Source organism: Streptococcus sp. (assembly GCF_032481935.1).
Classification (GTDB): Bacteria; Bacillota; Bacilli; order Lactobacillales; family Streptococcaceae; genus Streptococcus.
Window position 1 is genome coordinate 19,446 of the sequence record NZ_JAWERU010000010.1, and the last position, 24,814, is coordinate 44,259.

Here is a 24,814-nt window from a genome sequence, read left to right on the forward strand (position 1 = left end):
TAGAAAAGGAATAAAACCATGTCAGATATTTCATTCATTTCTGCTATCTTGGTTGTAGTTGTTGCCTTCTTCGCAGGTCTTGAAGGTATCCTCGACCAATTCCAATTCCATCAACCAATCGTAGCATGTACCCTTATCGGTCTTGTAACTGGTAACCTCGAAGCAGGGGTTATGCTTGGTGGATCACTTCAAATGATTGCCCTTGGTTGGGCTAACATCGGAGCTGCCGTAGCTCCTGACGCTGCCCTTGCCTCTGTTGCCGCTGCAATCATCATGATTAAAGGTGGTAACTTTACTACTGAAGGTATCGCAGTCGCAACTGCTACTGCAATACCTCTTGCCGTAGCTGGACTTTTCTTGACTATGATTGTTCGTACAATCTCAGTTGGTTTGGTTCACACTGCTGACGCTGCTGCTAAAGAAGGAAACATTACAGCTGTTGAACGCGCTCACTACTTTGCCCTCGCTCTTCAAGGTCTACGTATTGCTATCCCAGCTGCACTCTTGCTTGCAATGCCAACTGAAGCCGTTCAAAGCGTATTGAACCTTATGCCAGAATGGCTTAAAGGTGGTATGGCTGTCGGTGGTGCTATGGTCGTTGCCGTTGGTTACGCATTGGTTATCAACATGATGGCTACTCGTGAAGTATGGCCATTCTTCGCTATCGGTTTTGCTCTTGCAGCAATCTCTCAATTGACTTTGATTGCCCTTGGTGTCATCGGTGTTGCCCTTGCCTTCATCTACCTCAACCTTTCTAAACAAGGTGGAAACGGCGGAGGAGGAGCTGCAACTTCTAACGATCCAATCGGTGATATCCTAGAAGACTACTAGAAAGGGGAACAATCATGGCTGAAAAAATTCAATTATCAAAATCAGATCGCCAAAAAGTTTGGTGGCGTTCACAATTCCTTCAAGGTTCTTGGAACTACGAACGTATGCAAAACTTGGGTTGGGCTTACTCTTTGATCCCAGCTATCAAGAAACTTTACACTAAAAAAGAAGACCAAGCTGCTGCTCTTGAGCGTCACCTCGAGTTCTTCAACACTCACCCATACGTAGCTGCCCCAATCATGGGGGTTACTCTTGCACTTGAAGAAGAACGCGCAAACGGTACTGAAATCGATGACGCTGCTATCCAAGGTGTTAAGATCGGTATGATGGGACCTCTTGCTGGTATCGGTGACCCAGTCTTCTGGTTTACAGTTCGTCCTATCCTTGGTGCCCTTGGTGCATCACTTGCTGCAACTGGTAACATCGTTGGTCCACTTCTCTTCTTCTTTGGATGGAATGCAATCCGTATGTCTTTCCTATGGTATACACAAGAGTTTGGTTACAAGGCTGGATCTGAAATCACTAAAGATATGTCAGGTGGTATCTTGAAAGACATCACTAAAGGAGCTTCTATCCTTGGTATGTTCATCCTTGCCGTTCTTGTACAACGTTGGGTATCAATCAACTTCACTGTTAACCTCCCAGGTAAACAATTGTCAGAAGGTGCCTACATCGTCTTCCCAGAAGGTCCTGTTACAGGTGGAGAATTGAAGGGAATCCTCGGCCAAGCACTTAGCGGATTGAGCTTGGATAGCGTTCAACCACAAACCCTTCAAGGACAGTTGAACTCATTGATCCCAGGATTGATGGGACTTCTCCTTACTTTCCTTTGCATGTGGTTGCTTAAGAAAAAAGTATCTCCAATCACAATCATTCTTGCCCTCTTTGTAGTTGGTATCGCAGCTCGTTTCTTCGGTATCATGTAATCTCGGTGAGAATTTACAAACAAAAAAAGAATCAGGTTTATCACCTGATTCTTTTTTGTATTCTTTTATTCTGCCAAGGCACCCATTGGATCCCATGGTGCAAGGACGATTGGTTCTGCTTCATAAGCAGCTCGTTCTTCTGCTGTTAGTAATTCTTTACGAACAACGATTTGGTAAGTGTATTCATCCATCCAAGCGTCTGAGGCAACAAAGTAACCATCTGTACCTACTTTATCTCCCCATGAGTTTTCAACTTTCCACTTGATTGATTTACCATTTTCATCCAAATCAACACCTGTCAAGACCATCGCATGGGTCATCAAGCTTTCGCTGTAGTCCAAACGTCCTGCCTTGTCTTGAGTGAGTTGGATATCCATGCTTGATTCAAAATCATAAACATCTGTCGCAAGGATTCCGGCTTTACGGTTGCTGAGTTGGCCGACATCAGAACCAAACCAAACAGTCTCGCCTGTCTGCATTTGGGCAATCGCCAATTCTTTCAAACGTTCCATCGGTACGTTGATGTAGCGAACTGCACGGCTTCCAACGACATTTCCCAACATCTCAACTGTGTAAGATTTACCGTAAGGTTTGTCAGCAGTTGGAGCATTGATTACAGAAACGTAGTCTTCTAGGGGAAGGTCAACGTATTTCTTGTAAAATTCTTGTGGGGTGATGCCTTTTTCGCTTTGGTAGTTGTTGTCCTTATCGCGATAAGCAAAGTCAAACTGACGTGGTGGGAGACCTAGTGACATGGCAAGGAAGTTAAAGATTTCTTGCAAGAGGTCTTCTTTCTTAGCTTGAACAGTCGCTTGATCTGCGCCAGAAGCCAAGAGGTCACGCAAGATTTGAGCGTCTTGACGAAGCAATTTATTAAGGATTGCATTGAGCTCACGACTGCTGCTAGATGAAACAGACTCTGGATAAACAGACTTAGGAACGACACCGTATTTTTCAAAGAGAGCTACAACCATATCCCATTGACCACCATCTTGTTGTGGAGTTTGGAGTAGGAAGCTAACCTTGCGACTTGTCAATTCTTGGTCTGCAGTCGCAATGACTTGCTCCAAGAACCAGTTTGATTTTTCATACTTGTCCCAGAAGAAGGTGTGGGCTTGTGACAATTCAAAGTTTTCAAGTTTGTATTGAGAGATGAGTTTGTGACGGAAGGTATTGAGGGCCGCAAACATCCAGCAACGACCTGAAGCCTTCTGGTTAGTGACCTTGTCCTTTGTCAAATCAAGTGAGAAAACAGGTGTGTTATCTACATGGCTTTGACGACGCTCAAGGGCTGCAAAGATTCCATTGTGGCTAGCAGCATTTTCGATAGCTTGGTATTTGACATTTGCTTCATAATTAGCAAATAATTTATCTGTAAATGATTCTTGAATCGCGTTCATAAAATCCTCCTTTTATTCTACAGTCTATTATAACTCTTTTCACAAAGGAAGCAACCAAAAACTGAAAAAGGTAAGGATATTTTCCTCACCTTTTTCAAAGATTACACAGGTTACCCAACACTTTCGCGCAAGCCTTCTAATTCCTCTGTGGTCAAGCGACGCCATTCCCCACGCTTCAGATTTTCATCCAAGGTTAAAGTTCCCATGGTCAGACGTTGCAAGTCCACCACTTCCTTGCCACAGTAGGCTACCATCCGTTTAACCTGGTGAAATTTCCCCTCGGCAATGGTCACACGAACCAGACTTTGGTTTTTTTCTCTATCAAGAGATACAAGCTCCAGCTTGGCAGGCTGACAGGTAAAGTCTTTCAGCGGTATTCCCTTGGCAAAAGTCTCTACATCCTCTTTGGTCATGATTCCATCGACTTGCGCCAGATAGGTTTTATCCACATGGCGTTTTGGTGAAAGTAGAGCATGAGCCAACTGGCCATCATTGGTCAAGAGCAAGAGTCCATGCGTATCGATATCCAAACGTCCCACAGGAAAAACTTCCTTGGCATGTGCATAGTCATCCAACAAATCCAATACCGTCTTGTGTATTGGATCCTCAGTCGCTGAAATAACACCCTTGGGTTTGTTCATCATATAATAGATAAACTCTTCGTAGTCTAGCTTTTGCCCATCAAAGCAAATCTCATCTATCACTTCATCAATTTGTAGTTTGGCAGATTTTTCTTTCTTACCATTCACTGTCACGCGCCCAGACTTTAGAAAGTTTTTAACCTCTGTCCGACTTCCTATAGCGCAGGCAACCAAATATTTATCTAATCTCATAGCACTATTATACCATGAACAAGCTTAATCTTAGTACAAAATAAGCCGCCTGATTGGGCGACTTTATTTTATAGGGAGATTATTATGAAAAATTTTTAGGAGTTAAAGTTAAGTTCTTCTTAACTTTTGAGATAAGTATACAACTCCTAACTTAAAGTTTCCTTAAGTATTTTTAACTGTGAGATTTTTCCATTTTTCTTGCCAGTTTTTCTTGGATAAACGCTTTTGATAAAGCTTCATTCGGTCTTGACTTTCTAAGAAATGAGGAGTTGGACGAACTTGAAAATTCAAAATATTCTCCAAACCATAAGGGGCAAAGAGCTCTAAAGTTGCGTCAGCTTGCAAGCGAAGTCCTACTGCCGTACAACATTCAGGATACTTACTCATGGCATCGCAGGAATTTCTATACGGAGGTGTATGGGGACTATGCTGATGCATATAGACTTGATTTTTCAGCTCCCACTGATACTGGGGAAAGTCCTCTCTCAACTTGCTTTCTATAGCCAGCGTATCTTCATAACTCACATCTGGGTCAAAGAAAATCACATCCACATCTGTTTCACGGTCAAAGGCTGGCTTATCTGACAAGAGATTCCAGATAAAATTTCGGACCGAACCTGCTGCCAACCAGGAATCTTTCAACTCCAAATCACAGATGATAGTTAGAATAGCCATCATGTCAGGACTTTCTCTGAGAGCGTCTAAGAGTTCCGCCTCATTTTACAAAAAAAAGCCGCCTGATTGGGCGACTTAATTTTTTATAGGGAGATTATTATGAAAAAGTTTTAGGAGTTAAAGTTAAGTTCTTCTTAACTTATGAAATAAGTATACAGCTCCTATCTTAAAGTTTCCTTAAGTATTTTTAAATGTGAGATTTTTCCATTTTTCTCGCCAATTTTTCTTAGATAAACGCTGTTGATAAAGCTTCATTCGGTCTTGATTTTCTAAAAAATGAGGAGTTGGACGAACCTGAAAGTTCAAAATATCTTCCAAACCATAAGGGGCAAAGAGCTCTAAAGTTGCGTCAGCTTGCAAGCGAAGTCCTACTGCCGTACAACGTTCAGGATATTTACTCATGGCATCGCAGGAATTTCTATACGGCGGTGTATGGGGACTGTGTTGGTGCATATAGACCTGATTTTTCAGCTCCCATTGATACTGGGGGAAGGCCTCCCTCAACTTGTTCTCTATAGCCAACGTTTCTTCGTAACTCACATCTGGATCAAAGAAAATCACATCCACATCCGTTTCACGGTCAAAGGCTGGCTTATCTGACAAGAGATTCCAGATAAAATTTCGGACCGAACCAGCCGCCAACCAGGAATCTTTCAACTCCAAGTCACGGATGATGGTCAGAATAGCCATCATGTCAGAATTATCTCTGAAAGAGTCTAAGATTTCAGTCTTATTTTTCACTGTATTCATACCCCAAATGTTCATATGCCTTAGCTGTCGCGACCCGACCTGAGCGAGTTCGCATGATAAAGCCTTTCTGGATTAGGTAAGGTTCGTACATATCCTCAACCGTCTCACGTTCTTCAGCGATATTAACCGAAAGAGTTCCTAGACCGACAGGACCGCCACCGTACATTTCAATCATGGTACGGAGAATTTTCTGGTCTACATAATCCAAACCTTCATGGTCTACATCCAGCATAGTCAAAGCCTTATCCGTAATCACATCATCAATCAAGCCATCGCCCATAATCTGCGCAAAGTCGCGAACGCGCTTGAGGAGACGATTGGCGATACGAGGAGTTCCACGACTGCGTAAAGCTAACTCCGAAGCAGCTTCATGGGTAATTTCCATCTCAAAGATATCTGCCGTCCGCTCGACAATCTCTGTCAAGTCAGCATGAGTATAGTATTCCATGTGACCAGTAATCCCAAAACGTGCACGAAGAGGATTTGAAAGCATGCCAGCACGAGTGGTCGCACCAATCAAGGTAAAAGGTGGCAATTCCAGATGAACGCTGCGACTGGTTTCACCAGCACCGATCATAATGTCGATGTAAAAATCTTCCATGGCACTATATAAAACTTCCTCAACAGCCATGGGCAAGCGATGAATCTCGTCAATAAAAAGAACATCTCCTGGCTCCAAGTCATTCAAAATTGCTACCAAATCACCTGCTTTTTCAATGACAGGACCTGACGTCTGCTTGAGATTAACTCCCAATTCATTGGCAATGACAAAGGCCATGGTCGTTTTCCCGAGACCTGGAGGGCCAAACAAAAGAACATGGTCCAGCGCCTCATCACGCATTTTAGCCGCCTCGATAAAGATTTGAAGCTGATTCTTGACCTTGTCCTGACCGATATATTCACGTAAATATTGGGGACGGAGGGTACGCTCTACCAACTCCTCATCACCCATGATTTCATTATCTAAAATTCTACTCATGTTTCTATTATAGCAAAAATCCCGCCTACAAACAAAAAAGCCACCTGATTTGGTGGCTTCTTTAGGGAGATTATTATGAAAAAGAAAAGTTTAGGATTTTTTATTAAATAAAGTTAGGAGGTCTTTACTTAATAACTATATGATACAAGAGAAGGCTTAAAGTTAGCTTAAGAATTTAAATCCATTATTAACAATTTTCTTGAACAGCTGTTTGACCTGCAATACGTCCAAACGTAAAGATATCCGTAAGTGAATTTCCTCCTAGACGGTTACCTGCATGAAGTCCTCCTGCGACTTCTCCGGCAGCATACAAACCAGGGATAATCTGACCTTTTTCATTTAAAACATGTGTTGAAGTATCAATCTTGAGTCCACCCATTGTATGGTGAACAGCAGGTTTTCTTGGTGTTGCGTAGAACGGTGCAACCTCACACTTGAGATCAAAACTACCTTTATTAAATTCAGGGTCAAATCCTGCATCAACATAAGAGTTGTACTTCTTGATTGTATCTGCTAACACCTGTGGATCCATACCAATTTGAACAGCCAACTCTTCTATCGTATCTGCACGGTAGAGAGTTCCTGCTTTGACTTGAGCATCGATTTTTTCTTGGCTAGTATTGTAGGCTGTTGCCTTGATGCGGTCATCTGCAATCAAGTAGAACAAGCCACCATTATCAATCGCTGCTTGAGATAGCTTGTCTCTGCTACCGTACTCATCTACAAACCGCTTACCTTCAGTATTTACCATGATGAAGTTAGCTGGAGGAACTTGAAGTCCTGAGAAGAGGGCTCCTGTCACTGGATCGGATACTGGCATCATTTGACTAAAGCCCATACCCACTAGATCTGCACCTACACTTTGACCTAAGATGATTCCATCTCCAGTTACAGCTGGTGTATTAGAGGTGGCAATATCATCCGCGATTTCGGTCCAGTAAGTATTGTATTTTTGTAGCATCTTGGTATTGGCACCAAATCCTCCAGAAGCTAGAACAACAGCATCTGCATTGACAATAATGGTTTGACCGTTACGGCCTTCTGCTCTGACACCTTTGACAACCCCTTCTTCTACAAGCAATTCTTTGACTGGAGAGTCCGTCAAGATCTTGCCTCCATTTTCTAGAACATATTTTTGTAGAACCGAGATAAAGGCATAACCCATTGGTTGAACCGGCTTATGGCCACGGCGCCAAAGGGCTCCAACTGGCATTGTTACTTCACTACGAACAAATTCAACACCGATGTCTTCCAACCAGCGAACAGACTCTAGGGCACGTTCAGTCAATACAGAAACCAAATCATATTGGCCATGAATTTCATGTCCTTGTAAATCTTTTCGTTTTCCACCGATATAAGTTTGGATACGGTAAAGTAAGGTAGAATCAAACAAATAGCTTGGATCTTGCAAATACTTCTCAACCTCAACCTTCAAGGCTCTAAAGTCCTCTAAATATTCTGGGTCAATCGTTGATTCATCTGTCGCAATCAATTCTTGAAGCGTATGTGCCTCACCTGGATGAGCTGCGAAGGTTCCTTGCCATGCTGGATCTGGCGCATTCATTGGGCCACCCGCACGAACAGTATTTCCTCCAATTGCTGGGAACTTCTCAACAACAATCGGCTTCTTACCAGCTTGCAAGACTGCAGCTGCCGCAGCTAAACCAGCACCTCCACCTCCGACGATGACAACGTCTGCCTGATAGGTTTTATCTTCTTTATCTAGGGCAGATGGTGCTTTTGAACGTTTGCGTAAAACATCCGGATTTGCACCAGCTTGTTTAACCGCACGCGCAACTCCGTCCAAGACACCATTTGAAGTCACAGAAGCTCCTGATACCGCATCAACATTTAAGGTTTGCCCCTCAATGATTTCTGCTGGAATACGGGTGAAGACGACATCTGCAATCCCTGAAGATTCTCCAGAAGAATCGATTTCAATTTTTTCAATACGATCTTCTGAAACTGTAACGTCCATCGGTAATTTACCATTATGACCTTCAGTTGTAACATGGTAAGTTCCTGGTTCAAATCGAATTTCTTCAGGAAGATTTAGTTGGTTTGCAACAGATACAAAGCGAAGGAAACGATAGAAACAGCTATCTAAGAAATCAACAGTTCGCTCATCTATCAGATCTCCATTTGCATCAAATGCTCGATGAGCTCGACCAAGTAAAAATTCACTTCCTGGCATAACTGTTGCATTTACTCCAGGTGCATCAAGAATCTGACGAAGATGAAGTTGGGCACGTGAAGAGCCTTGAACATCATAGGAAGCTCCGACAATCATGGTTGGCTTCCCATCTAGTGGATGAATGTTAAAAGACAACCATTCGAGCAAACTATTTAAACTTGATGGGATTGTATGATTGTGTTCAGGTGTAGAGATGATGACACCATCAGCTTCTGAAATCGCCTCGTTAAACTTCTGAATAACAGGTGTATCTGTTTGATCATCTGTTTCATTGAACATCGGTACATCGGTAATTTCTAAAATCTCAATGTCGGCTTTTGACGCAAAATGTCTTTTCATAAATTGCAACAAACTACGGTTATAGGATTGTTTGGCATTGGTACCAACAATAGCTACTAATTTCATGGATTGTTCTCCTTTCTTGAAATACTTATACTTTCAACCATTCTTCCCAGATGAAAGATTTCTTACGATTTGTATCTTCTGGTTTGACCAAAGCCTTTGTTAGTTCAACAAAATTTTGGAATTCTGCAAAATGTTCTTCCAACTCTGCGACTTTTTCAGGATTGTTCAAATTATAGTCGTCGTCCAATACTTGTTCAGAATGTCCTAGGAAAAATTCTGTTCCTGGCATGACTCTTGCTTTCAGTTCAGGCGCATCAAGAATCTGACGCAAGTGTGCTTGGGCTCTTGATGTTCCAAGCAATCCAAGAGAAGCTCCGACAATCATCGTTGGTTTGTTAATCAAAGCGCGACTGGTATAGGCAATCCATTCTAAGGCTGAAGCCAAGGGTGCCGGTATAGTATGATCATACTCTGGTGTTGATATAATCACACCATCCGCCTCAAGGATTTTTTCTGAAAAAGCTTGAACTTCGGCTGGTGCTAGCTTGTCCTCAGGTTCGTTAAATGCTGGCAATTGTTTGATCTCCAATACCTCAATATCGGCTTTATCTGAAAAATGTTTTTGCATAAATTTCAAGAGTTTCCGATTGGTTGAGCGGTCAGAATTTGTTCCAACGATAGCAACTAATTTCATCTTGCTACCCCCTTTATTTGTTTGATTTAATATCATTATACAACTTTAGCCTATCATGTAAATCGATAATCCTAAAACATTGTGTTATTCTATCAGTTTATCTTAGTTTAGTATGAGTTAGTGAAAAAATTAACAATATTTCTCGAGAAAGTATTGACCCTCATTTTTAACTATGTTATAGTCTTTGTGAAAATATGTATTAAGTTAAAGGAGGGTCTTCTTATGAAAGAGACATTCAATCGTTGGCAAGTCTTAGCGGCATCAACTGCTATTCTTCTCTGTACAGGTGCTGTCTATTCTTTTTCCGTTTTCGCTGGACCTCTAAGTTCTTCAACAGGTTGGTCTATGTCCGAAATCATGCTTGCATTTGCCATCAACTCAGCAATCGGGCCTATCCCTATGATTCTCGGGGGGTATCTGGTAGATAAGGGATATGTAAAATGGACAATCGCCCTTGGTGCCCTTCTATTTGCTAGTGGCTTTTTCCTAACTGGTTATGCAAGCTCACCAGCCATGCTCTATTTGACCTATGGTTTGATGGCAGGTCTTGGTCAAGGATTCGCCTATTCAGGAGCCCTCTCAAACTCTCTTCACCTCTTCCCTGATAAACGTGGTTTAGCTTCTGGGATTCTAACAGGAGGTATGGGATTTGCTGCAGTTATCGCGTCACCAGTTGCAAGTAGTCTCATTCAAAAACAAGATGCTTTCTTTGCTTTTCGAACAATTGGATTTGTCTATATTGTTGTTATTATCTGTGCCATTTTCTTCATCAAGGCGGCACCAAGTGGCTACCAACCAGCAGGTTGGAAAGCTCCTGTACAAGCTAAGCAAGGACCTGCCAATAAAAACTGGAAAGAAATGCTACAAAGTCCACTATTCTACATCATTATCAGCATGTTCTTTGTCGGTGCTTTTTCTGGTTTGATGATTGCCTCTCAAGCATCCCCAATTGGTCAATCAATGTTTGGACTCTCTGCGGGGACAGCCGCTCTCTATGTCTCTCTTTATTCAATCGCAAATTCTAGTGGCCGCTTTATCTGGGGATCACTCTCTGATAAAATTGGTCGTTCACATACCTTATTGATTATCTATTCTGTTATCGTATTGGCGCTCTTTTCCTTAACAATCATCCCTGGTCAATTTGGCTTTACTCTAGGAATCATTGGACTTGGTATCTGCTTCGGTGGTGTTATGGGCGTCTTCCCATCTATTGTCATGGAGAACTACGGACCTGCAAATCAAGGTGTCAACTACGGTATCGTCTTCACAGGATATTCTTTAGCTGCATTTTTTGCACCTAAAGTTGCGGTTCAAATGGCAGCAGCTAACAATGGAAATTACAGTGCCGCATTCTACGTTGCTATCGCTCTCGCAGTTGTGGGGCTTCTTCTTAACTTCCTTTATATGAAGAAAAAAGTCTAAAAAAGAGAACTTCCTACGTAAGGAAGTTTTTTTGGTATAATAAAACTAGAAATAGCTTATCGGGAGGTTTTATCATGGCTCAGCAGTCAAGACTTTTACGAGATAACCCATCTGATTTTCCCTATGATTTTGAAAAACAAATCTTATCTAAGCAATCTTCTAATACCATTTATCATTGGCATCCTGAACTCGAGATTGTCTATGTCAAAAAAGGAACTGCTACCTTCTATATCAACTCTGAGCGCTTTGAAAGTCATGAAGGTGATATTTTTCTGATTCAGCCGACGTCTCCTCACGCTATCTACCCTATTGAAAATCAAGAACAAATTTCAACAGTTTTTCGTATCCATTTAGATTTCCTAGGTAGAAGTCAAATTGACAGCTTTAGCCAACGCTATATCCAACCAATATACTCTGGGCATTTTTATCTCACTCCTCGGATTTCGCCAGATGATCATGCCTATGAACCGATTCGCGATTGTCTTTTATCACTTTTTTCTATCCTTGAAGAGCAGAGTATTTATTATGATCTCCTTTTAAAGGCGAAACTCTATGAATTTCTCTATCTTCTCTTTAAGTATAGGTATGTCAATCGACACTATACAGATGATACCTATCAAAAATATCAGAAATTAAAAGAAATGATTAGCTATCTTGAGCAACACTATGCAGAACCCATTCAAATTGACCAGCTTGCTGCTACGTTTGGATATAGCAAAAACCACTTTATGAATATTTTCAAACAGCATACTGGGACAAGCTGTATGGAGTATCTCATACGATTGCGCCTGGAAAAAGCTTGCGAAAAGCTCGTACAGACCAATCAAAGTGTTCAAGAAATAGCAAGCCAGGTCGGTTTTACTAACCTCTCAAATTTTAATCGACAATTCAAACAACACTTCCAGCTAACTCCTAGACAGTATCGAAACCAACAACTTAAAAAAGAATCTTAGCCATTTCTCTCCTTAGTGACTCACTAAGGAGACTTTTCTTTATCAAACAAAAAAGCCACCAAATTGGGTGACTTCATTAGGAGATTATGATGAAAAAAGTTTTAGGATTTCTATTAAATAAAGGTTACTCAATGAAAATCGAAATCAGACTAGGCAGAGCGACGCAAGCATAACTAAAGTTAGGTAAGTCGACTCTAACAAAGTATGGTGAGATTTTCGAAGAGTATTAGGAGGTCTTTATTTAATAATTACATGATACACAAGCAGACTTAAAGTTAGCTTAAGAGAAAAAAATTATTGTAATTTTTTTCGGTTCACCAAAATCATGCCCGTACACTGGAAACTAGATAAGGTTTCAAACCCCAGAGAACGATAAAATCCCAAGTTTTTTTCTGACTCATCTGTCGCTAGTTGTACTTGGTAGGCATCCTTATAATCAGCTAGAGCTTTCTTCATCAAGGCGCTACCAATCCCTTGGCGTTGATAGCTAGGCAAAACAATCAAATCCTGGACAAAAACCGAAGAAAAACCGTCTCCAATCAAGCGAACTAGACCAACGATTTTCTCACCATCACGCGCTAGATAAATGGACAGTGAATGAGTCAGAGCCTGGGCTAACATTTGAGGCTGATTGGTATAATTTGTCCAACCAACTGCCTGGTAGAGATGCAAAACGTCATCAAGTGAAACAGATGTTTCTTTTGTAATCTTAATCATAGCAAACCTTTCTAACATTCTCTAAGAGATTTCAACTGTTCCCCATTTTCATCAAAATTATCCGAACGCAACCACGATTCAAAACGAGCTTTGACCTTTGGCCAATCCTTATCAATCATAGACATCCAGTCCGTATCCCTAGTACGCCCTTTATAAATAACAGCTTGACGGAAAGTGCCTTCGTAGATAAACCCCAAACGTTCTGCCGCTTTTCTAGAAGGTAGATTTAGTGCATCACATTTCCACTCATAACGGCGATAGTTAAGCTCTTCAAAGACATAACGAGCAAGCAAATAGTGGGCTTCTGTTCCCATCCTGGTCTGTTTAAGAGCCGGCGAAAAGGTCACCGCGCCAACTTCAACCACGCGATTAGCTTGGTCAATACGCATGAGAGAAAAAGTCCCCAGCGCCTTTCCAGTCGCTTTATCAATAATCGCATAATAGAAGCGATCCTTGCGCTCAATCATCTGCTTTAAAGCAACAATTAATTCTTCAAGATTTTCTACTGGTGGTTGAAAGAGATAGGTCCACATCTCTCGAGGTGATTCTGGGCCATAAACAGCTAACAAATCTTTCGCGTGCTTTTCTGAAAGAGCTTCTAGAATCGTATACTGTCCTTCTATCCGTACAAGTGAAGGCAAAACTCCAGGTGTATCGTCTACAGGTTCACCAATCATCTGACCATATTCATTTACAGGCATAGCTTTCTCCTTGTCTTACTCTTATAAGTTTAAAGATGTGAATAGTATATCATATCTCTCAGGTAATCTACAAAAAATCCTCCAGATTCTACTCTGAAGGATTCATTTCTTATTTAACAACGATATTAACGAGTTTAGTTGGCTCAAACAGCTTGGGAAACTGTTTGAGGTTGGAAATCAGCAACTAAATTGGTTATTTTACAACAATATTAACCAATTTAGTTGGCTTCAATAGTCCAGTGGACTATTGAAGGTGGCAGATAGGGCTAATAAACTCGTTATTTAACGACGATATTAACGAGTTTATTAGGGACACTAATAACCTTCACAATTTCTTTGCCATCGATCTCTGCCTTAACTTTTTCGTTAGAGAGAGCCACTTCTTGCAATTCTTCACGTGAAAGGTCCTTCGCAACCATGAGTTTAGCACGGACTTTGCCTTTGATTTGGACGACGATTTCGACTTCGTCTTCAACCAATTTGCTTTCGTCCCATGTTGGCCAAGCTACGTAAGAGATAGACTCACCTGTTGCTGCGACTGTTTGCCAGAGTTCTTCTGCCAAGTGAGGTGCAAATGGGGCAATCAATTGGATAAAGCCTTTGGCGTAGTCCACATAGAGTTTGTCTTCCTTATTAGCAGCGTTGACAAAGACCATGAGTTGGGCGATGGCTGTGTTGAATTTCATAGACTCGATTTGCTCAGTAACAGATTTAACTGTTTCATTGTATACCTTATCAAGAGCGCCATTGTTTTCCGCAACGATTTCTTTACTTGTAATCAAACGGTAAACACGGTCTAGGAATTTACGGCTTCCTTCCAAGCCTTCCTCAGACCAAGCGATGGAAGCATCGAGTGGTCCCATGAACATTTCATAGACACGAAGGGTATCCGCACCGTATTGTTCCACGACATCGTCTGGATTGACAACGTTCTTGAGGGATTTAGACATCTTGGCTGGTGCTTGCTCCAACTCTTCCCCTGTTTCCACATGGAAGAAGGAACCGTCACGTTTTTCAACCTTGTCAGTCGCCACAAGTGCGCCACGGTGGTCACGGTAGCTTGTTCCCAAGATCATTCCTTGGTTAAAGAGTTTTTGGAATGGCTCTTTAGTCGGTACAACACCAAGGTCATAGAGGAATTTGTGCCAGAAACGAGCGTAAAGCAAGTGGAGAACAGCGTGTTCTGCACCACCCACATAGATATCGACTGGCAACCATTGTTTGAGGAGGTCCTCATCGGCTAATTTCTCAGTGTTGTGTGGATCGATATAGCGGAGGTAGTACCAGCTTGAACCTGCCCATTGTGGCATAGTATTAGTTTCACGACGACCTTTGACACCATCCTCACGAGTCACTTCCAGCCAGTCTGTCAAGTTGGCCAATGGGCTTTCCCCAGTACCTGAAGGGCGGATGTCCTTGGTTACTGGCAAGACAAGTGGCAATTCACTTTCTGGAACAGCTGTCGAAGTTCCATCTTCCCAATGAATGATTGGGATTGGTTCACCCCAGTAACGTTGACGGCTAAAGAGCCAGTCGCGGAGACGGTAGGTAACCTTTTCTTGACCACAGCCTTTTTCTTCCAACCAAGCCACAATTTTAGAAATAGCGTCTTCTTTGTTCAATCCATCTAAGAAGTCAGAATTAACATGAAGTCCATCTTCTGTGTAGGCAGCTTCTTCAACGTTTCCACCTTCCAAGACTTCTACAATTGGAAGTCCAAACTGTTTAGCAAATTCCCAGTCACGTTGGTCGTGGGCAGGTACGGCCATAACGGCACCTGTACCGTAGCTAGCAAGGACATAGTCGGCAATCCAGATTGGAATTTCTTTACCGTTAACAGGGTTGATAGCATAAGCACCAGTCCAAACTCCTGTTTTTTCCTTGGCAAGGTCTGTACGAGCCAAGTCTGATTTGAGGCTGGCTTGGTGTTTGTAGTTAGCTACTGCCTCAGCTTGTTCAGGACTTGTGATGGCATCTACTAGTTCATGCTCAGGAGCCAAGACAGTGAAGGTCGCTCCGAAAAGGGTATCTGGACGTGTCGTAAAGACTGTGAATTCCTTGTCAGTTCCTTTCACCTTGAAAGTGACATTGGCACCAGTTGATTTACCGATCCAGTTGCGTTGCATATCTTTGATAGACTCTGGCCAGTCAAGGTCATCCAAGTCATTGAGCAAGCGCTCCGCATAGGCAGTGATTTTAAGCATCCATTGGCGCATTGGTTTGCGGACAACTGGATAGCCACCACGCTCAGATGTTCCATCTGGAAGTACTTCTTCGTTGGCGATAGCTGTTCCCAATTCCTCAACCCAGTTTACTGGCACTTCAGCTTCATAAGCCAAGCCCTTTTCGTAAAGCTTGGTGAAAATCCATTGCGTCCACTTGTAGTAGTTCGGATCTGTAGTATTGACTTCACGATCCCAGTCGTAAGAGAATCCAAGCGCATTGATTTGGCGTTTGAAGTTGGCAATGTTTTCTGCTGTGAATTCCGCTGGGTCATTCCCTGTATCCATAGCGTATTGCTCTGCAGGCAAACCAAAAGCATCCCAGCCCATTGGGTGAAGGACGTTGTAGCCTTGCGCACGTTTGAAACGGCTGAGGATATCAGTCGCTGTGTAGCCTTCTGGGTGTCCTACGTGCAGACCCGCTCCAGATGGGTAAGGGAACATGTCAAGCGCATAAAACTTAGGTTTTGAGGCATCTGTTCCTGTCTTAAAAGTGTGATGGTCAGCCCAGTATTTTTGCCACTTAGGCTCGATTTCTTTATGATTGTAAAAACTCATAGCGTCTCTCCAATTTTCGTGATGCTCCTATTATACCATTTTTAGGGGGAATTCGTCTCTTTCTTTTCAACTCTTTTCTCTTTTCACCTTGCCTTCCATTTTTAATACTGCTATACTTACTTTAGTATGCTCTTTGTAAGAGGTAATTTATGGCCCATTCTTTTAAACATTCTCTCCAAAAAGAAATTCTTCACCGTAGTTCTTTAGCTGCTTTGGCGACCTCGTTTTTACTCCTCATTCTCCTGTTTGGTTTTTCCTATTTTCTGCAAAAGCAACAACTCACCAAGGATACTCAACAGATCATCCAGCATATTCGCGACATGAAACAAGCGAACTATCAATTATTGGAGACCATGAATCAAAAAATGGTTCCAGAATTTTTAGAGGGTAAACACACTGACCGAGAACTCTTTAGTCTATTTTATGAAACAAAAGCTCAACTGAAACTCAGTTCTGATTTTATTATCCTTGACGACACAGGAGAACTTCTCTTTAGTACCAATCGCAACCATCAAGAAACTATTTTAGCTCCTTATTATTTAAAATTATTAATTCAAAATCCGATTCAAGGAGTTATTACAGAAAAGGTTGCTTTGTCAATAGATAAACAACATTACGCACTCTTCATTATGCCTATCGTTCAAAATCAACGAGTTAAGGCTTATAGCATTTCTTTTGTAAATGAAAATGAATTTGTGTCCAGTATCCCTCTTATCAATTCAAAATACGCCATTACAGATACTTTTGGAAACATCTACTCTAGTAATACCAATCAATTTACTCAATCAACTCTGGAAAAATTTGATGAAAAATTACTCCAATCTAAAACCCATTGGTATGTTGAAAATCCACTTCTGATTGAAAAACGTAAAATTGAACCGATTTTCTCAATCTACACCTTTCAATCTTTCTTTCCCATTCCGAGTTTACTAGGGCTTGCTTCTGTCTTAACACTCTGTATCTTTCTATTATACTTCTGGCAGGCAAGACGAATTGCTTATAAAATCGCGACGCACAATGCCGGCCCTATTGAAAGTCTGGTCTATCAACTGCAGGAAATTCCTAAGAAAAAGGACAAGAAGCTGATCCTCCAGACAGGAGACGAATTTGAACTGATTGCTGAGAAAATCACCGATATGCTCCAAGAGTTGGATGAGCTCCATCAAAAGATGTTGACCATTGAGAAGGAAAAGTGGATTTTTGAAAGAAAGATGCTGGAAGCTCAGTTTAATCCTCACTTCCTCTACAATACCTTGGAAACCATTAAAATCACGAGTATGATTGATGCTAGTATTACTCAAGAACTTATTCAAAATCTCACGCGCATCCTGCGATATAGTGTAACTGAACTAGAAAAAGAAACGACTATTGGGCAGGACCTAGAGATTATCGAAGCTTATCTGAAAATCCATCAAATTCGATTTGAACATTTTTCTTATCAGATTGACTGTTCTGAGAGTCTGTATTCCCAAACTATTCCGAAACTTTTCTTATTACCCCTTGTGGAAAATGCTCTAAAATACGGAAGGCAGTATCGTATCGACCTTGCCATCTCTATCCAAATCACTCAAGAGCAGGAAGCATTGATCTTTATCGTCAAGGATAATGCTGGTGGTCTAACCAAACAAGAACGTCTACATATCTTAGAATCTCTAAACAGTCCACATACACAGCACGGTATTGTCAATAGTTACAAACGATTGAATAACTTTTTTGAGAATGTCGAATTGGATTTAGGAGTGAACCCGCAAGGGGAAACCTGGGTAAAATTTGTCACGAAAGGAAGAACGCATGTTTAAGCTAATCATTGTCGAAGATGAACACCTGATCCGAAAATGGCTTGAAATTGCCGTAGACTACTCAGCCTTGGGCATTCAAGTCGTTGGAACTGCAAGTCACGGACAAGAAGGCATGGAGTTAATTCAAAAAGAGAAACCACACATCGTCCTGACAGACATTACCATGCCCATCATGGATGCTTTTATGATGTTTGAAGCGACTCGTTCACTCTCTTATGAAAAAGTGATCCTCTCAGGCTATAATGATTTCCAAAACGCAAAAAAGGCCATGCAATTCGGAGCAGTAGACTTCCTTCCAAAACCCATAAACGTCACTGAATTAACAGAGTGTTTAGAAAAAATAACTTTGCGCCTCAAGATGGATCAACACCAAACCAATCCATTTTTACATGACTACCAAGCCTTTGTTACCTCGCTTCAAAAAATCAATCCTCAAAACCAATTGATTCAACAAATTCTCGAATTTGTCCACCAACACTACTACCTACACTTTACCATTTCTACCATTGCAGAGAATCTAGGCTATAGCGAAAGTTATCTCTACAAGGTTATCAAAGAAGATTTCCCTATCACCTTGAACGAATACATTCTTCAGTATCGTTTAAAACAAGCAGTTGAAAAAATGATCCAACAGCCTGACTATCCTCTTAGTCAAATCGCTGAAGAAGTCGGCTTCTCAGACTATAAATATTTTGGTAAAGTTTTTAAGAAATACTTTCATATCTCTCCTAAAGAGTTAAAATCCATTGGAAGAATAGTTTAGATACTATTCTTCTTTTTTGTAGAGAATTTTACCCCATTAGGATAGAATTTTAGGTTTTAAAAGCGCTTTCATTGCTTTACAATAGAGGTAACAAAACTATGGAGGTATCCATCATGAAAAAGAAATGGATGTATTATGCTGCGTGTGGACTTGCTATTTTGGGGCTTGCTGCCTGCTCTTCTGACGACGCTTCAGGAGAAAAGGCAACTGAAAATGGAGGAAGCGATACTCTAGTAGTCTACTCCCCAAACTCAGAAGGATTGATTGGAGCAACTATTCCTGCTTTTGAAGAAAAGTATGGCATCAAGGTTGAACTCATTCAAGCAGGAACAGGTGAACTCTTTAAAAAACTAGAATCTGAAAAAGAAGCCCCTGTGGCAGATATCATCTTTGGTGGTTCCTATACCCAATATGCTACCCACGGGGAACTTTTTGAAAATTACGTATCAACGGAAAACGATAATGTAATCAAAGAATATCAAAATACAACTGGCTACTCAACTCCTTATACATTGGATGGTAGTGTTTTGATCGTCAACCCTGACTTGACTAAAGGGATGAATATTGAAGGTTATAGCGACCTCATCAAACCAGAACTCAAAGGAAAAATCGCAACTGCAGACCCAGCCAACTCTTCTAGCGCCTTTGCTCAACTAACAAACATGTTGCAAGCACAAGGTGGCTATACAGACGACAAGGCTTGGACTTATGTCAAAGATCTCTTTACTTTGATTGACGGTAAAATTGGCTCAAGTTCATCTGGCGTTTACAAGGCCGTAGCAGATGGAGAAATGGCTGTTGGTCTTTCTTACGAAGACCCCGCAGTGAAACTTCTAAACGACGGTGCTAACATCAAGGTTGTTTATTCAAAAGAAGGTACTGTCTTCCTGCCTGCTAGCGCTGCCATCATTAAAAATGCTAAGAACATGGAAAACGCTAAGAAATTTATCGATTTCATCATTTCTCAAGAAGTCCAAGACACGCTTGGTACAACAACTACTAACCGTCCAGTTCGTAAAAATGCTAAAACTAGCGAAAACATGAAACCAATCGAACAAATTAAAACACTCACTGAAGACTATGATTATGTCATCAAAAACAAATCAGATATCGTGAAGAAATACAACGAAGTCTTTACAGATATCCAATCTAAACAGTAAAAGAGGTTAACTATGAGTGAGATCAAGATTATCAATGCCAAGAAAATTTATCACGATGTAGCTGTTATCGAAAATCTAAGCGTGACCATTCCTAAGGGGAGCCTTTTCACTCTCCTTGGGCCTTCAGGCTGTGGGAAAACAACCTTACTTCGTATGATTGCAGGTTTCAATAGCATCGAAGGAGGAGAGTTCTACTTCGACGATACTAAAATCAACAACATGGAACCTAGCAAGCGAAACATTGGGATGGTTTTCCAAAACTATGCAATTTTCCCACATTTGACAGTGCGTGATAACGTTGCATTCGGGCTCAAGCAAAAGAAAGTTCCAAAAGATGAACTCATTGAACAAACAAATAAATACCTTGAGTTGATGCAGATTGCCCAGTATGCTGATCGTAAACCAGATAAACTTAGTGGTGGCCAGCAACAACGGGTTGCCCTAGCACGTGCCTTGGCTGTTAATCCTAACGTTCTCCTCATGGACGAACCCCTCAGTAACCTAGATGCCAAACTTCGCTTGGATATGCGTCAGGCTATTCGCGAAATTCAACACGAAGTTGGTATTACAACTGTCTATGTAACTCACGACCAAGAAGAAGCTATGGCCATTTCTGACCAAATTGCTGTTATGAAAGACGGTGTTATTCAACAAATTGGTCGTCCAAAAGAGCTCTACCACAAACCAGCAAATGAATTTGTCGCAACCTTTATTGGTAGAACAAATATAATCCCTGCTCGTTTGGAAAAGCAAGCTGACGGAGCTTACATCGTCTTTGAAGATGGTTATTCTCTTCGTATGCCAGCACTAGATCAGGTGGAAGAACAAGCTATTCATGTCAGCATTCGTCCCGAAGAACTTATCCGTGACGAAAACGGACCCATCGATGGAACAATTACTGACAGTGTCTATCTTGGACTTAATACCGAATACTTCATTGAGACAGGATTTGCTTCAAAACTTCAGGTAAGTGAAGAATCTACATTTGAAGAAGATTTGAAGAAAGGAGATCGCGTTCGTTTGCGTATCAATACTCAAAAACTCAATGTCTTCTCTGAAGATGGTTCGCGCAATCTCATAAAAGGAGTCAGCCATGGAGCGTAAAAAACTAAATATCTGGACGGCGTCTTCCTTCTTCATCTTCCTTACTTATCTTGTTTTTCTGGTCTATCCAATTGTTACGGTATTAAAACAGGCACTAGTACATGAAGGTCATTTCTCATTAGAAAATTTTGTTACTTTCTTTAGCAAATCTTACTACTCTGAAACCCTTATCAACAGTTTCAAGGTTTCTGTAACTGCAACAATCACTTCTGTCCTTGTTGGTACCTTGCTAGCTTATCTTTTTTCAATGTATGACTTCAAGGGAAAGAAATTTTTACAGATTTTAATCATCATTGCATCCATGTCAGCTCCCTTTGTAGGTGCCTATTCTTGGATTCTATTGCTGGGAAGAAACGGGGTTATCACAAAGTTTCTAACCAACACACTTCACTTGCCAGGTCTTGACATCTACGGTTTCAAAGGTATTGTGCTTGTCTTTACACTTCAACTCTCCCCTCTCGTCTTTCTTTACGTAGCTGGGACTATGAAGAGTATCGACAACTCCCTCTTGGAAGCTGCTGAAAGCATGGGATCTTTCGGTCTAAAACGAATTGTAACAGTCGTTTTACCTCTCTTGGTTCCAACCTTACTAGCAGCTGCACTCCTCGTCTTTATGAGAGCCTTCTCGGACTTTGGTACTCCGATGTTGATTGGTGAGGGATATCGTACCTTCCCAGTCTTGATCTATACACAGTTTATCAGTGAAGTTGGAGGCAACTCTGCCTTCGCATCAGCCTTAGCAATTATGGCGATTACAATCGCCCTAGTTATCTTCCTCATCCAAAAGTACGTTTCAAATCGCTACAGTTTCAGTATGAACTCGCTTCATCCAATTGAACCTAAGAAAACGACAAAAGGGAAGATGGCTGCTATTTATGTGACAGTTTATGGCATTATCTTATTCTCTGTTTTGCCTCAAGTTTACTTGATTTATACATCCTTCCTGAAAACATCTGGTATGGTTTTCGTCAAAGGATATTCACTAAACAGCTATAAGACTGCCTTTAGCCGTATGGGATCTGCTATTTTTAATACCATTCGTATCCCTCTCCTTGCCTTGGTTCTAGTTGTTGTCTTTGCGACTTTCATCTCCTATCTTGCAGTTCGCAAACGTAACCTATTTACCAACTTAATCGATAGTCTTAGTATGGTACCTTATATCGTACCAGGAACTGTACTCGGTATTGCCTTTATCTCTTCATTCAATACAGGCCTCTTCGGAAGTGGTTTCCTGATGATTACTGGAACAGCCTTCATCTTGATTATGTCCTTATCTGTCAGAAGACTTCCTTATACCATTCGTTCTTCAGTTGCTAGTTTGCAACAAATTGCTCCTAGTATCGAAGAGGCAGCAGAAAGTTTGGGAAGTAGCCGTCTCAATACCTTTACTAAAATCACAACCCCAATGATGCTTTCAGGAATCATATCAGGGGCAATCCTTTCATGGGTAACAATGATTTCGGAACTATCTACTTCCATTCTCTTATATAACGTTAAAACTAGAACAATGACCGTAGCTATTTACACTGAAGTACTTCGTGGGAATTACGGTGTGGCAGCAGCCCTATCTACTATCCTCACTATCTTGACAGTTACTTCCTTGTTACTATTTATGAAAATTTCTAAAAATAACAGCATTACGCTCTAGTTTTTTTCCTACTAAAACAGCCAATTCCCCCTGGCTGTTTTTTTAGATCTCCACTTTTGATTTTCCCGAATCATCACCTTCGATAAATACAGATTCCTATCAATAGGACATATCTTAGCTAGTTATATAGATGCATGATAGTCCTTTTTATGGTAGAATATAGGAAAGTGCTTTCTCAGAAGGAGGAAAATATGGACAAACAAACCATCGCTGTTTTAGGGCCTGGTTCTTGGGGTACTGCCTTGTCACAAGTTCTAAATGACAACGGACACCAAGTGCGTATCTGGGGAAATATTCCTGATCAAATTGATGAAATTAATACACAACATACTAACAAACGCTATTTTAAGGATACTGTATTAGACGAAAAAATTGTTGCCTATCATGATTTGGCAGAAGCCTTGAAGGGTGTTGATGCTGTCTTGTTTGTGGTGCCAACCAAGGTGACCAGATTGGTAGCTCAACAAGTGGCTGCTGTTTTGGATCATAAAGTGGTGGTCATGCATGCTTCAAAAGGCCTCGAACCAAATAGTCACAAACGTCTTTCAACCATTCTTGAAGAAGAAATCCCTCAAGAGTTGCGTAGTGAAATTGTGGTTGTATCTGGTCCTAGTCACGCAGAAGAAACGATTGTACGCGATATTACCTTGATTACGGCTGCTTCTAAAGATTTACAGACTGCTCAATATGTTCAAAAACTCTTTAGCAACCACTACTTCCGTCTTTATACCAATACAGATGTGATTGGAGTGGAAACAGCTGGTGCTCTTAAAAACATCATCGCTGTTGGGGCAGGAGCCCTTCATGGACTTGGCTTTGGAGATAATGCCAAAGCTGCTATTATCACGCGCGGTCTGGCAGAAATTACCCGTCTGGGTGTTAAACTTGGAGCAAATCCATTAACATACAGTGGTCTTTCTGGAGTTGGGGATTTAATCGTTACAGGAACTTCTGTCCACTCACGTAACTGGCGTGCTGGAGATGCTCTTGGGCGTGGCGAAGCCTTGGCAGATATCGAAGCAAATATGGGAATGGTCATTGAAGGTATTTCAACAACCAAAGCTGCTTACGAATTAGCACAAGAGCTAGGAGTTTATATGCCTATCACCCAAGCCATCTACCAAGTTATTTATGAAAATGTTAATATTAAGGATGCCGTTTCTGAACTCATGAGCAATGAGTTCAAGGCAGAGAACGAGTGGTCTTAGTCACCGTTAGAAAGGAAGCTCATGAAGCAAAAAGTTAGAAAAGCCGTTATCCCTGCTGCAGGACTTGGAACTCGTTTCCTACCTGCTACTAAAGCTTTGGCCAAAGAAATGTTGCCAATCGTCGATAAACCAACCATCCAGTTTATCGTTGAAGAAGCTCTCAAGTCTGGAATTGAGGACATTCTTGTGGTAACTGGGAAGTCAAAACGCTCTATCGAAGACCATTTTGACTCAAACTTTGAACTAGAATACAACCTCAAGGAAAAAGGAAAAACCGACCTTTTGAAACTAGTTGACGAAACAACTGGTATGCGTCTTCACTTCATCCGTCAAACACACCCACGTGGACTCGGAGATGCCGTCTTACAAGCAAAGGCTTTCGTCGGAAATGAACCCTTTGTGGTCATGCTTGGAGATGATCTCATGGATATCACTAATGACAAAGCTGTGCCATTGACCAAGCAGCTCATGAATGATTATGAGAAGACTCATGCTTCTACTATCGCCGTAATGCCTGTCCCACACGAAGAAGTTTCTTCATACGGTGTTATCGCTCCTCAGGGAGAAGGAAATGACGGCCTTTACAGTGTTGAAACCTTCGTTGAAAAGCCAGCACCTGAAGACGCACCAAGTGATTTAGCTATTATCGGTCGTTACCTTCTCACACCAGAGATTTTTGGTATTCTTGAAAAGCAAACACCAGGAGCAGGAAATGAAATCCAGCTAACAGATGCTATCGATACTCTCAACAAAACCCAACGAGTATTTGCTCGTGAGTTTAAAGGTGCACGTTACGATGTCGGAGACAAGTTTGGGTTTATGAAGACTTCCATCGAATACGCCCTTAAACATCCACAAGTCAAAGACCACTTGAAGGACTACTTGATTGATCTTGGAAAAGAACTTTCAGGAGAAAAATAAACAATTTGTCA

General features: G+C 41.3%; 21 protein-coding genes. 11 read left to right on the plus strand and 10 right to left on the minus strand.

Annotated features, from left to right (window positions below):
- Positions 1-18: 18 nt before the first annotated feature.
- A complete protein-coding gene (locus tag E7C97_RS02815) occupies positions 19-831 on the plus strand; it encodes a PTS mannose/fructose/sorbose transporter subunit IIC (protein WP_060955180.1) in 813 nt (270 codons plus the stop codon).
- 14 nt (positions 832-845) lie between these two features.
- Positions 846-1,757 carry a PTS system mannose/fructose/sorbose family transporter subunit IID gene (locus E7C97_RS02820; RefSeq protein WP_316108072.1) on the plus strand — a complete coding sequence of 304 codons (912 nt, stop codon included), beginning with the start codon at positions 846-848 and terminating at the stop codon, positions 1,755-1,757.
- Positions 1,758-1,822: 65 nt separating this feature from the next.
- On the opposite strand, the gene pepC is transcribed toward E7C97_RS02820, so the two are convergent.
- The 7 genes from pepC to E7C97_RS02855 form a co-directional block, all read right to left on the minus strand.
- On the minus strand, positions 1,823-3,157 hold the full coding sequence (gene pepC / locus E7C97_RS02825; RefSeq protein ID WP_316108073.1) for an aminopeptidase C: 1,335 nt from the start codon (positions 3,155-3,157) through the stop codon (positions 1,823-1,825).
- Between the two features lie 110 nt (positions 3,158-3,267).
- The gene (locus E7C97_RS02830; protein WP_316108074.1) at positions 3,268-3,990 is read right to left on the minus strand and encodes a pseudouridine synthase; all 723 of its coding nucleotides are present in this window, start codon (positions 3,988-3,990) and stop codon (positions 3,268-3,270) included.
- 162 nt (positions 3,991-4,152) lie between these two features.
- Positions 4,153-4,668, minus strand: coding sequence for a nucleotidyltransferase family protein (locus E7C97_RS02835; RefSeq protein WP_301392164.1), 516 nt, complete (start codon positions 4,666-4,668; stop codon positions 4,153-4,155).
- 174 nt (positions 4,669-4,842) lie between these two features.
- Positions 4,843-5,415, minus strand: coding sequence for a nucleotidyltransferase family protein (locus E7C97_RS02840; protein ID WP_316108118.1), 573 nt, complete (start codon positions 5,413-5,415; stop codon positions 4,843-4,845).
- Entirely contained in the window at positions 5,396-6,394 is a 999-nt protein-coding gene (gene ruvB / locus E7C97_RS02845) for a Holliday junction branch migration DNA helicase RuvB (protein WP_301392162.1), read from the minus strand. Before ruvB ends, E7C97_RS02840 begins: the two co-directional genes overlap by 20 nt.
- A gap of 187 nt (positions 6,395-6,581) precedes the next feature.
- The gene (locus E7C97_RS02850; RefSeq protein ID WP_301392161.1) at positions 6,582-8,993 is read right to left on the minus strand and encodes a flavocytochrome c; all 2,412 of its coding nucleotides are present in this window, start codon (positions 8,991-8,993) and stop codon (positions 6,582-6,584) included.
- A gap of 25 nt (positions 8,994-9,018) precedes the next feature.
- The gene (locus E7C97_RS02855; protein ID WP_301392160.1) at positions 9,019-9,627 is read right to left on the minus strand and encodes an NADPH-dependent FMN reductase; all 609 of its coding nucleotides are present in this window, start codon (positions 9,625-9,627) and stop codon (positions 9,019-9,021) included.
- A 222-nt stretch (positions 9,628-9,849) separates the two neighbouring features.
- On the opposite strand from E7C97_RS02855, the gene E7C97_RS02860 reads away from it, so the two are divergent.
- Both E7C97_RS02860 and E7C97_RS02865 read left to right on the plus strand, forming a co-directional pair.
- The gene (locus tag E7C97_RS02860) at positions 9,850-11,049 is read left to right on the plus strand and encodes an OFA family MFS transporter (protein WP_316108075.1); all 1,200 of its coding nucleotides are present in this window, start codon (positions 9,850-9,852) and stop codon (positions 11,047-11,049) included.
- 74 nt (positions 11,050-11,123) lie between these two features.
- Positions 11,124-12,002 carry an AraC family transcriptional regulator gene (locus E7C97_RS02865; protein ID WP_301392158.1) on the plus strand — a complete coding sequence of 293 codons (879 nt, stop codon included), beginning with the start codon at positions 11,124-11,126 and terminating at the stop codon, positions 12,000-12,002.
- A gap of 294 nt (positions 12,003-12,296) precedes the next feature.
- On the opposite strand, the gene E7C97_RS02870 is transcribed toward E7C97_RS02865, so the two are convergent.
- The 3 genes from E7C97_RS02870 to leuS form a co-directional block, all read right to left on the minus strand.
- Positions 12,297-12,719, minus strand: coding sequence for a GNAT family N-acetyltransferase (locus tag E7C97_RS02870; RefSeq protein ID WP_316108076.1), 423 nt, complete (start codon positions 12,717-12,719; stop codon positions 12,297-12,299).
- An 11-nt stretch (positions 12,720-12,730) separates the two neighbouring features.
- A complete protein-coding gene (locus tag E7C97_RS02875; protein WP_316108077.1) occupies positions 12,731-13,420 on the minus strand; it encodes a GNAT family protein in 690 nt (229 codons plus the stop codon).
- Between the two features lie 278 nt (positions 13,421-13,698).
- Entirely contained in the window at positions 13,699-16,200 is a 2,502-nt protein-coding gene (gene leuS / locus E7C97_RS02880; protein ID WP_316108078.1) for a leucine--tRNA ligase, read from the minus strand.
- A 149-nt stretch (positions 16,201-16,349) separates the two neighbouring features.
- On the opposite strand from leuS, the gene E7C97_RS02885 reads away from it, so the two are divergent.
- From E7C97_RS02885 to galU, 7 genes are all read left to right on the plus strand, one after another.
- Positions 16,350-17,999: a histidine kinase gene (locus tag E7C97_RS02885; RefSeq protein ID WP_316108079.1), complete on the plus strand. Its 1,650-nt coding sequence runs from the start codon at positions 16,350-16,352 to the stop codon at positions 17,997-17,999.
- Positions 17,992-18,762, plus strand: coding sequence for a response regulator (locus E7C97_RS02890; RefSeq protein WP_316108080.1), 771 nt, complete (start codon positions 17,992-17,994; stop codon positions 18,760-18,762). The genes E7C97_RS02885 and E7C97_RS02890 overlap by 8 nt, the downstream gene beginning before the upstream one ends.
- 113 nt (positions 18,763-18,875) lie before the next feature.
- The gene (locus E7C97_RS02895; protein ID WP_316108081.1) at positions 18,876-19,922 is read left to right on the plus strand and encodes an ABC transporter substrate-binding protein; all 1,047 of its coding nucleotides are present in this window, start codon (positions 18,876-18,878) and stop codon (positions 19,920-19,922) included.
- A 12-nt stretch (positions 19,923-19,934) separates the two neighbouring features.
- Entirely contained in the window at positions 19,935-21,026 is a 1,092-nt protein-coding gene (locus E7C97_RS02900) for an ABC transporter ATP-binding protein (protein ID WP_223140464.1), read from the plus strand.
- Positions 21,016-22,674: an iron ABC transporter permease gene (locus E7C97_RS02905; protein WP_316108082.1), complete on the plus strand. Its 1,659-nt coding sequence runs from the start codon at positions 21,016-21,018 to the stop codon at positions 22,672-22,674. Before E7C97_RS02900 ends, E7C97_RS02905 begins: the two co-directional genes overlap by 11 nt.
- A 191-nt stretch (positions 22,675-22,865) precedes the next feature.
- On the plus strand, positions 22,866-23,882 hold the full coding sequence (locus E7C97_RS02910; protein ID WP_049528397.1) for an NAD(P)H-dependent glycerol-3-phosphate dehydrogenase: 1,017 nt from the start codon (positions 22,866-22,868) through the stop codon (positions 23,880-23,882).
- Between the two features lie 21 nt (positions 23,883-23,903).
- The gene (galU, locus tag E7C97_RS02915) at positions 23,904-24,803 is read left to right on the plus strand and encodes a UTP--glucose-1-phosphate uridylyltransferase GalU (protein WP_049528400.1); all 900 of its coding nucleotides are present in this window, start codon (positions 23,904-23,906) and stop codon (positions 24,801-24,803) included.
- Positions 24,804-24,814: the final 11 nt, after the last annotated feature.

Excerpts from the sequence above, each read along its gene's own strand:
- E7C97_RS02815 (WP_060955180.1), top strand. The coding sequence starts at position 19 with ATGTCAGATATTTCATTCATTTCTGCTATCTTGGTTGTAGTTGTTGCC.
- E7C97_RS02820 (WP_316108072.1), top strand. The coding sequence starts at position 846 with ATGGCTGAAAAAATTCAATTATCAAAATCAGATCGCCAAAAAGTTTGG.
- pepC (WP_316108073.1), bottom strand. The coding sequence starts at position 3,157 with ATGAACGCGATTCAAGAATCATTTACAGATAAATTATTTGCTAATTAT.
- E7C97_RS02830 (WP_316108074.1), bottom strand. The coding sequence starts at position 3,990 with ATGAGATTAGATAAATATTTGGTTGCCTGCGCTATAGGAAGTCGGACA.
- E7C97_RS02835 (WP_301392164.1), bottom strand. The coding sequence starts at position 4,668 with ATGATGGCTATTCTAACTATCATCTGTGATTTGGAGTTGAAAGATTCC.
- E7C97_RS02840 (WP_316108118.1), bottom strand. The coding sequence starts at position 5,415 with ATGAATACAGTGAAAAATAAGACTGAAATCTTAGACTCTTTCAGAGAT.
- ruvB (WP_301392162.1), bottom strand. The coding sequence starts at position 6,394 with ATGAGTAGAATTTTAGATAATGAAATCATGGGTGATGAGGAGTTGGTA.
- E7C97_RS02850 (WP_301392161.1), bottom strand. The coding sequence starts at position 8,993 with ATGAAATTAGTAGCTATTGTTGGTACCAATGCCAAACAATCCTATAAC.
- E7C97_RS02855 (WP_301392160.1), bottom strand. The coding sequence starts at position 9,627 with ATGAAATTAGTTGCTATCGTTGGAACAAATTCTGACCGCTCAACCAAT.
- E7C97_RS02860 (WP_316108075.1), top strand. The coding sequence starts at position 9,850 with ATGAAAGAGACATTCAATCGTTGGCAAGTCTTAGCGGCATCAACTGCT.
- E7C97_RS02865 (WP_301392158.1), top strand. The coding sequence starts at position 11,124 with ATGGCTCAGCAGTCAAGACTTTTACGAGATAACCCATCTGATTTTCCC.
- E7C97_RS02870 (WP_316108076.1), bottom strand. The coding sequence starts at position 12,719 with ATGATTAAGATTACAAAAGAAACATCTGTTTCACTTGATGACGTTTTG.
- E7C97_RS02875 (WP_316108077.1), bottom strand. The coding sequence starts at position 13,420 with ATGCCTGTAAATGAATATGGTCAGATGATTGGTGAACCTGTAGACGAT.
- leuS (WP_316108078.1), bottom strand. The coding sequence starts at position 16,200 with ATGAGTTTTTACAATCATAAAGAAATCGAGCCTAAGTGGCAAAAATAC.
- E7C97_RS02885 (WP_316108079.1), top strand. The coding sequence starts at position 16,350 with ATGGCCCATTCTTTTAAACATTCTCTCCAAAAAGAAATTCTTCACCGT.
- E7C97_RS02890 (WP_316108080.1), top strand. The coding sequence starts at position 17,992 with ATGTTTAAGCTAATCATTGTCGAAGATGAACACCTGATCCGAAAATGG.
- E7C97_RS02895 (WP_316108081.1), top strand. The coding sequence starts at position 18,876 with ATGAAAAAGAAATGGATGTATTATGCTGCGTGTGGACTTGCTATTTTG.
- E7C97_RS02900 (WP_223140464.1), top strand. The coding sequence starts at position 19,935 with ATGAGTGAGATCAAGATTATCAATGCCAAGAAAATTTATCACGATGTA.
- E7C97_RS02905 (WP_316108082.1), top strand. The coding sequence starts at position 21,016 with ATGGAGCGTAAAAAACTAAATATCTGGACGGCGTCTTCCTTCTTCATC.
- E7C97_RS02910 (WP_049528397.1), top strand. The coding sequence starts at position 22,866 with ATGGACAAACAAACCATCGCTGTTTTAGGGCCTGGTTCTTGGGGTACT.
- galU (WP_049528400.1), top strand. The coding sequence starts at position 23,904 with ATGAAGCAAAAAGTTAGAAAAGCCGTTATCCCTGCTGCAGGACTTGGA.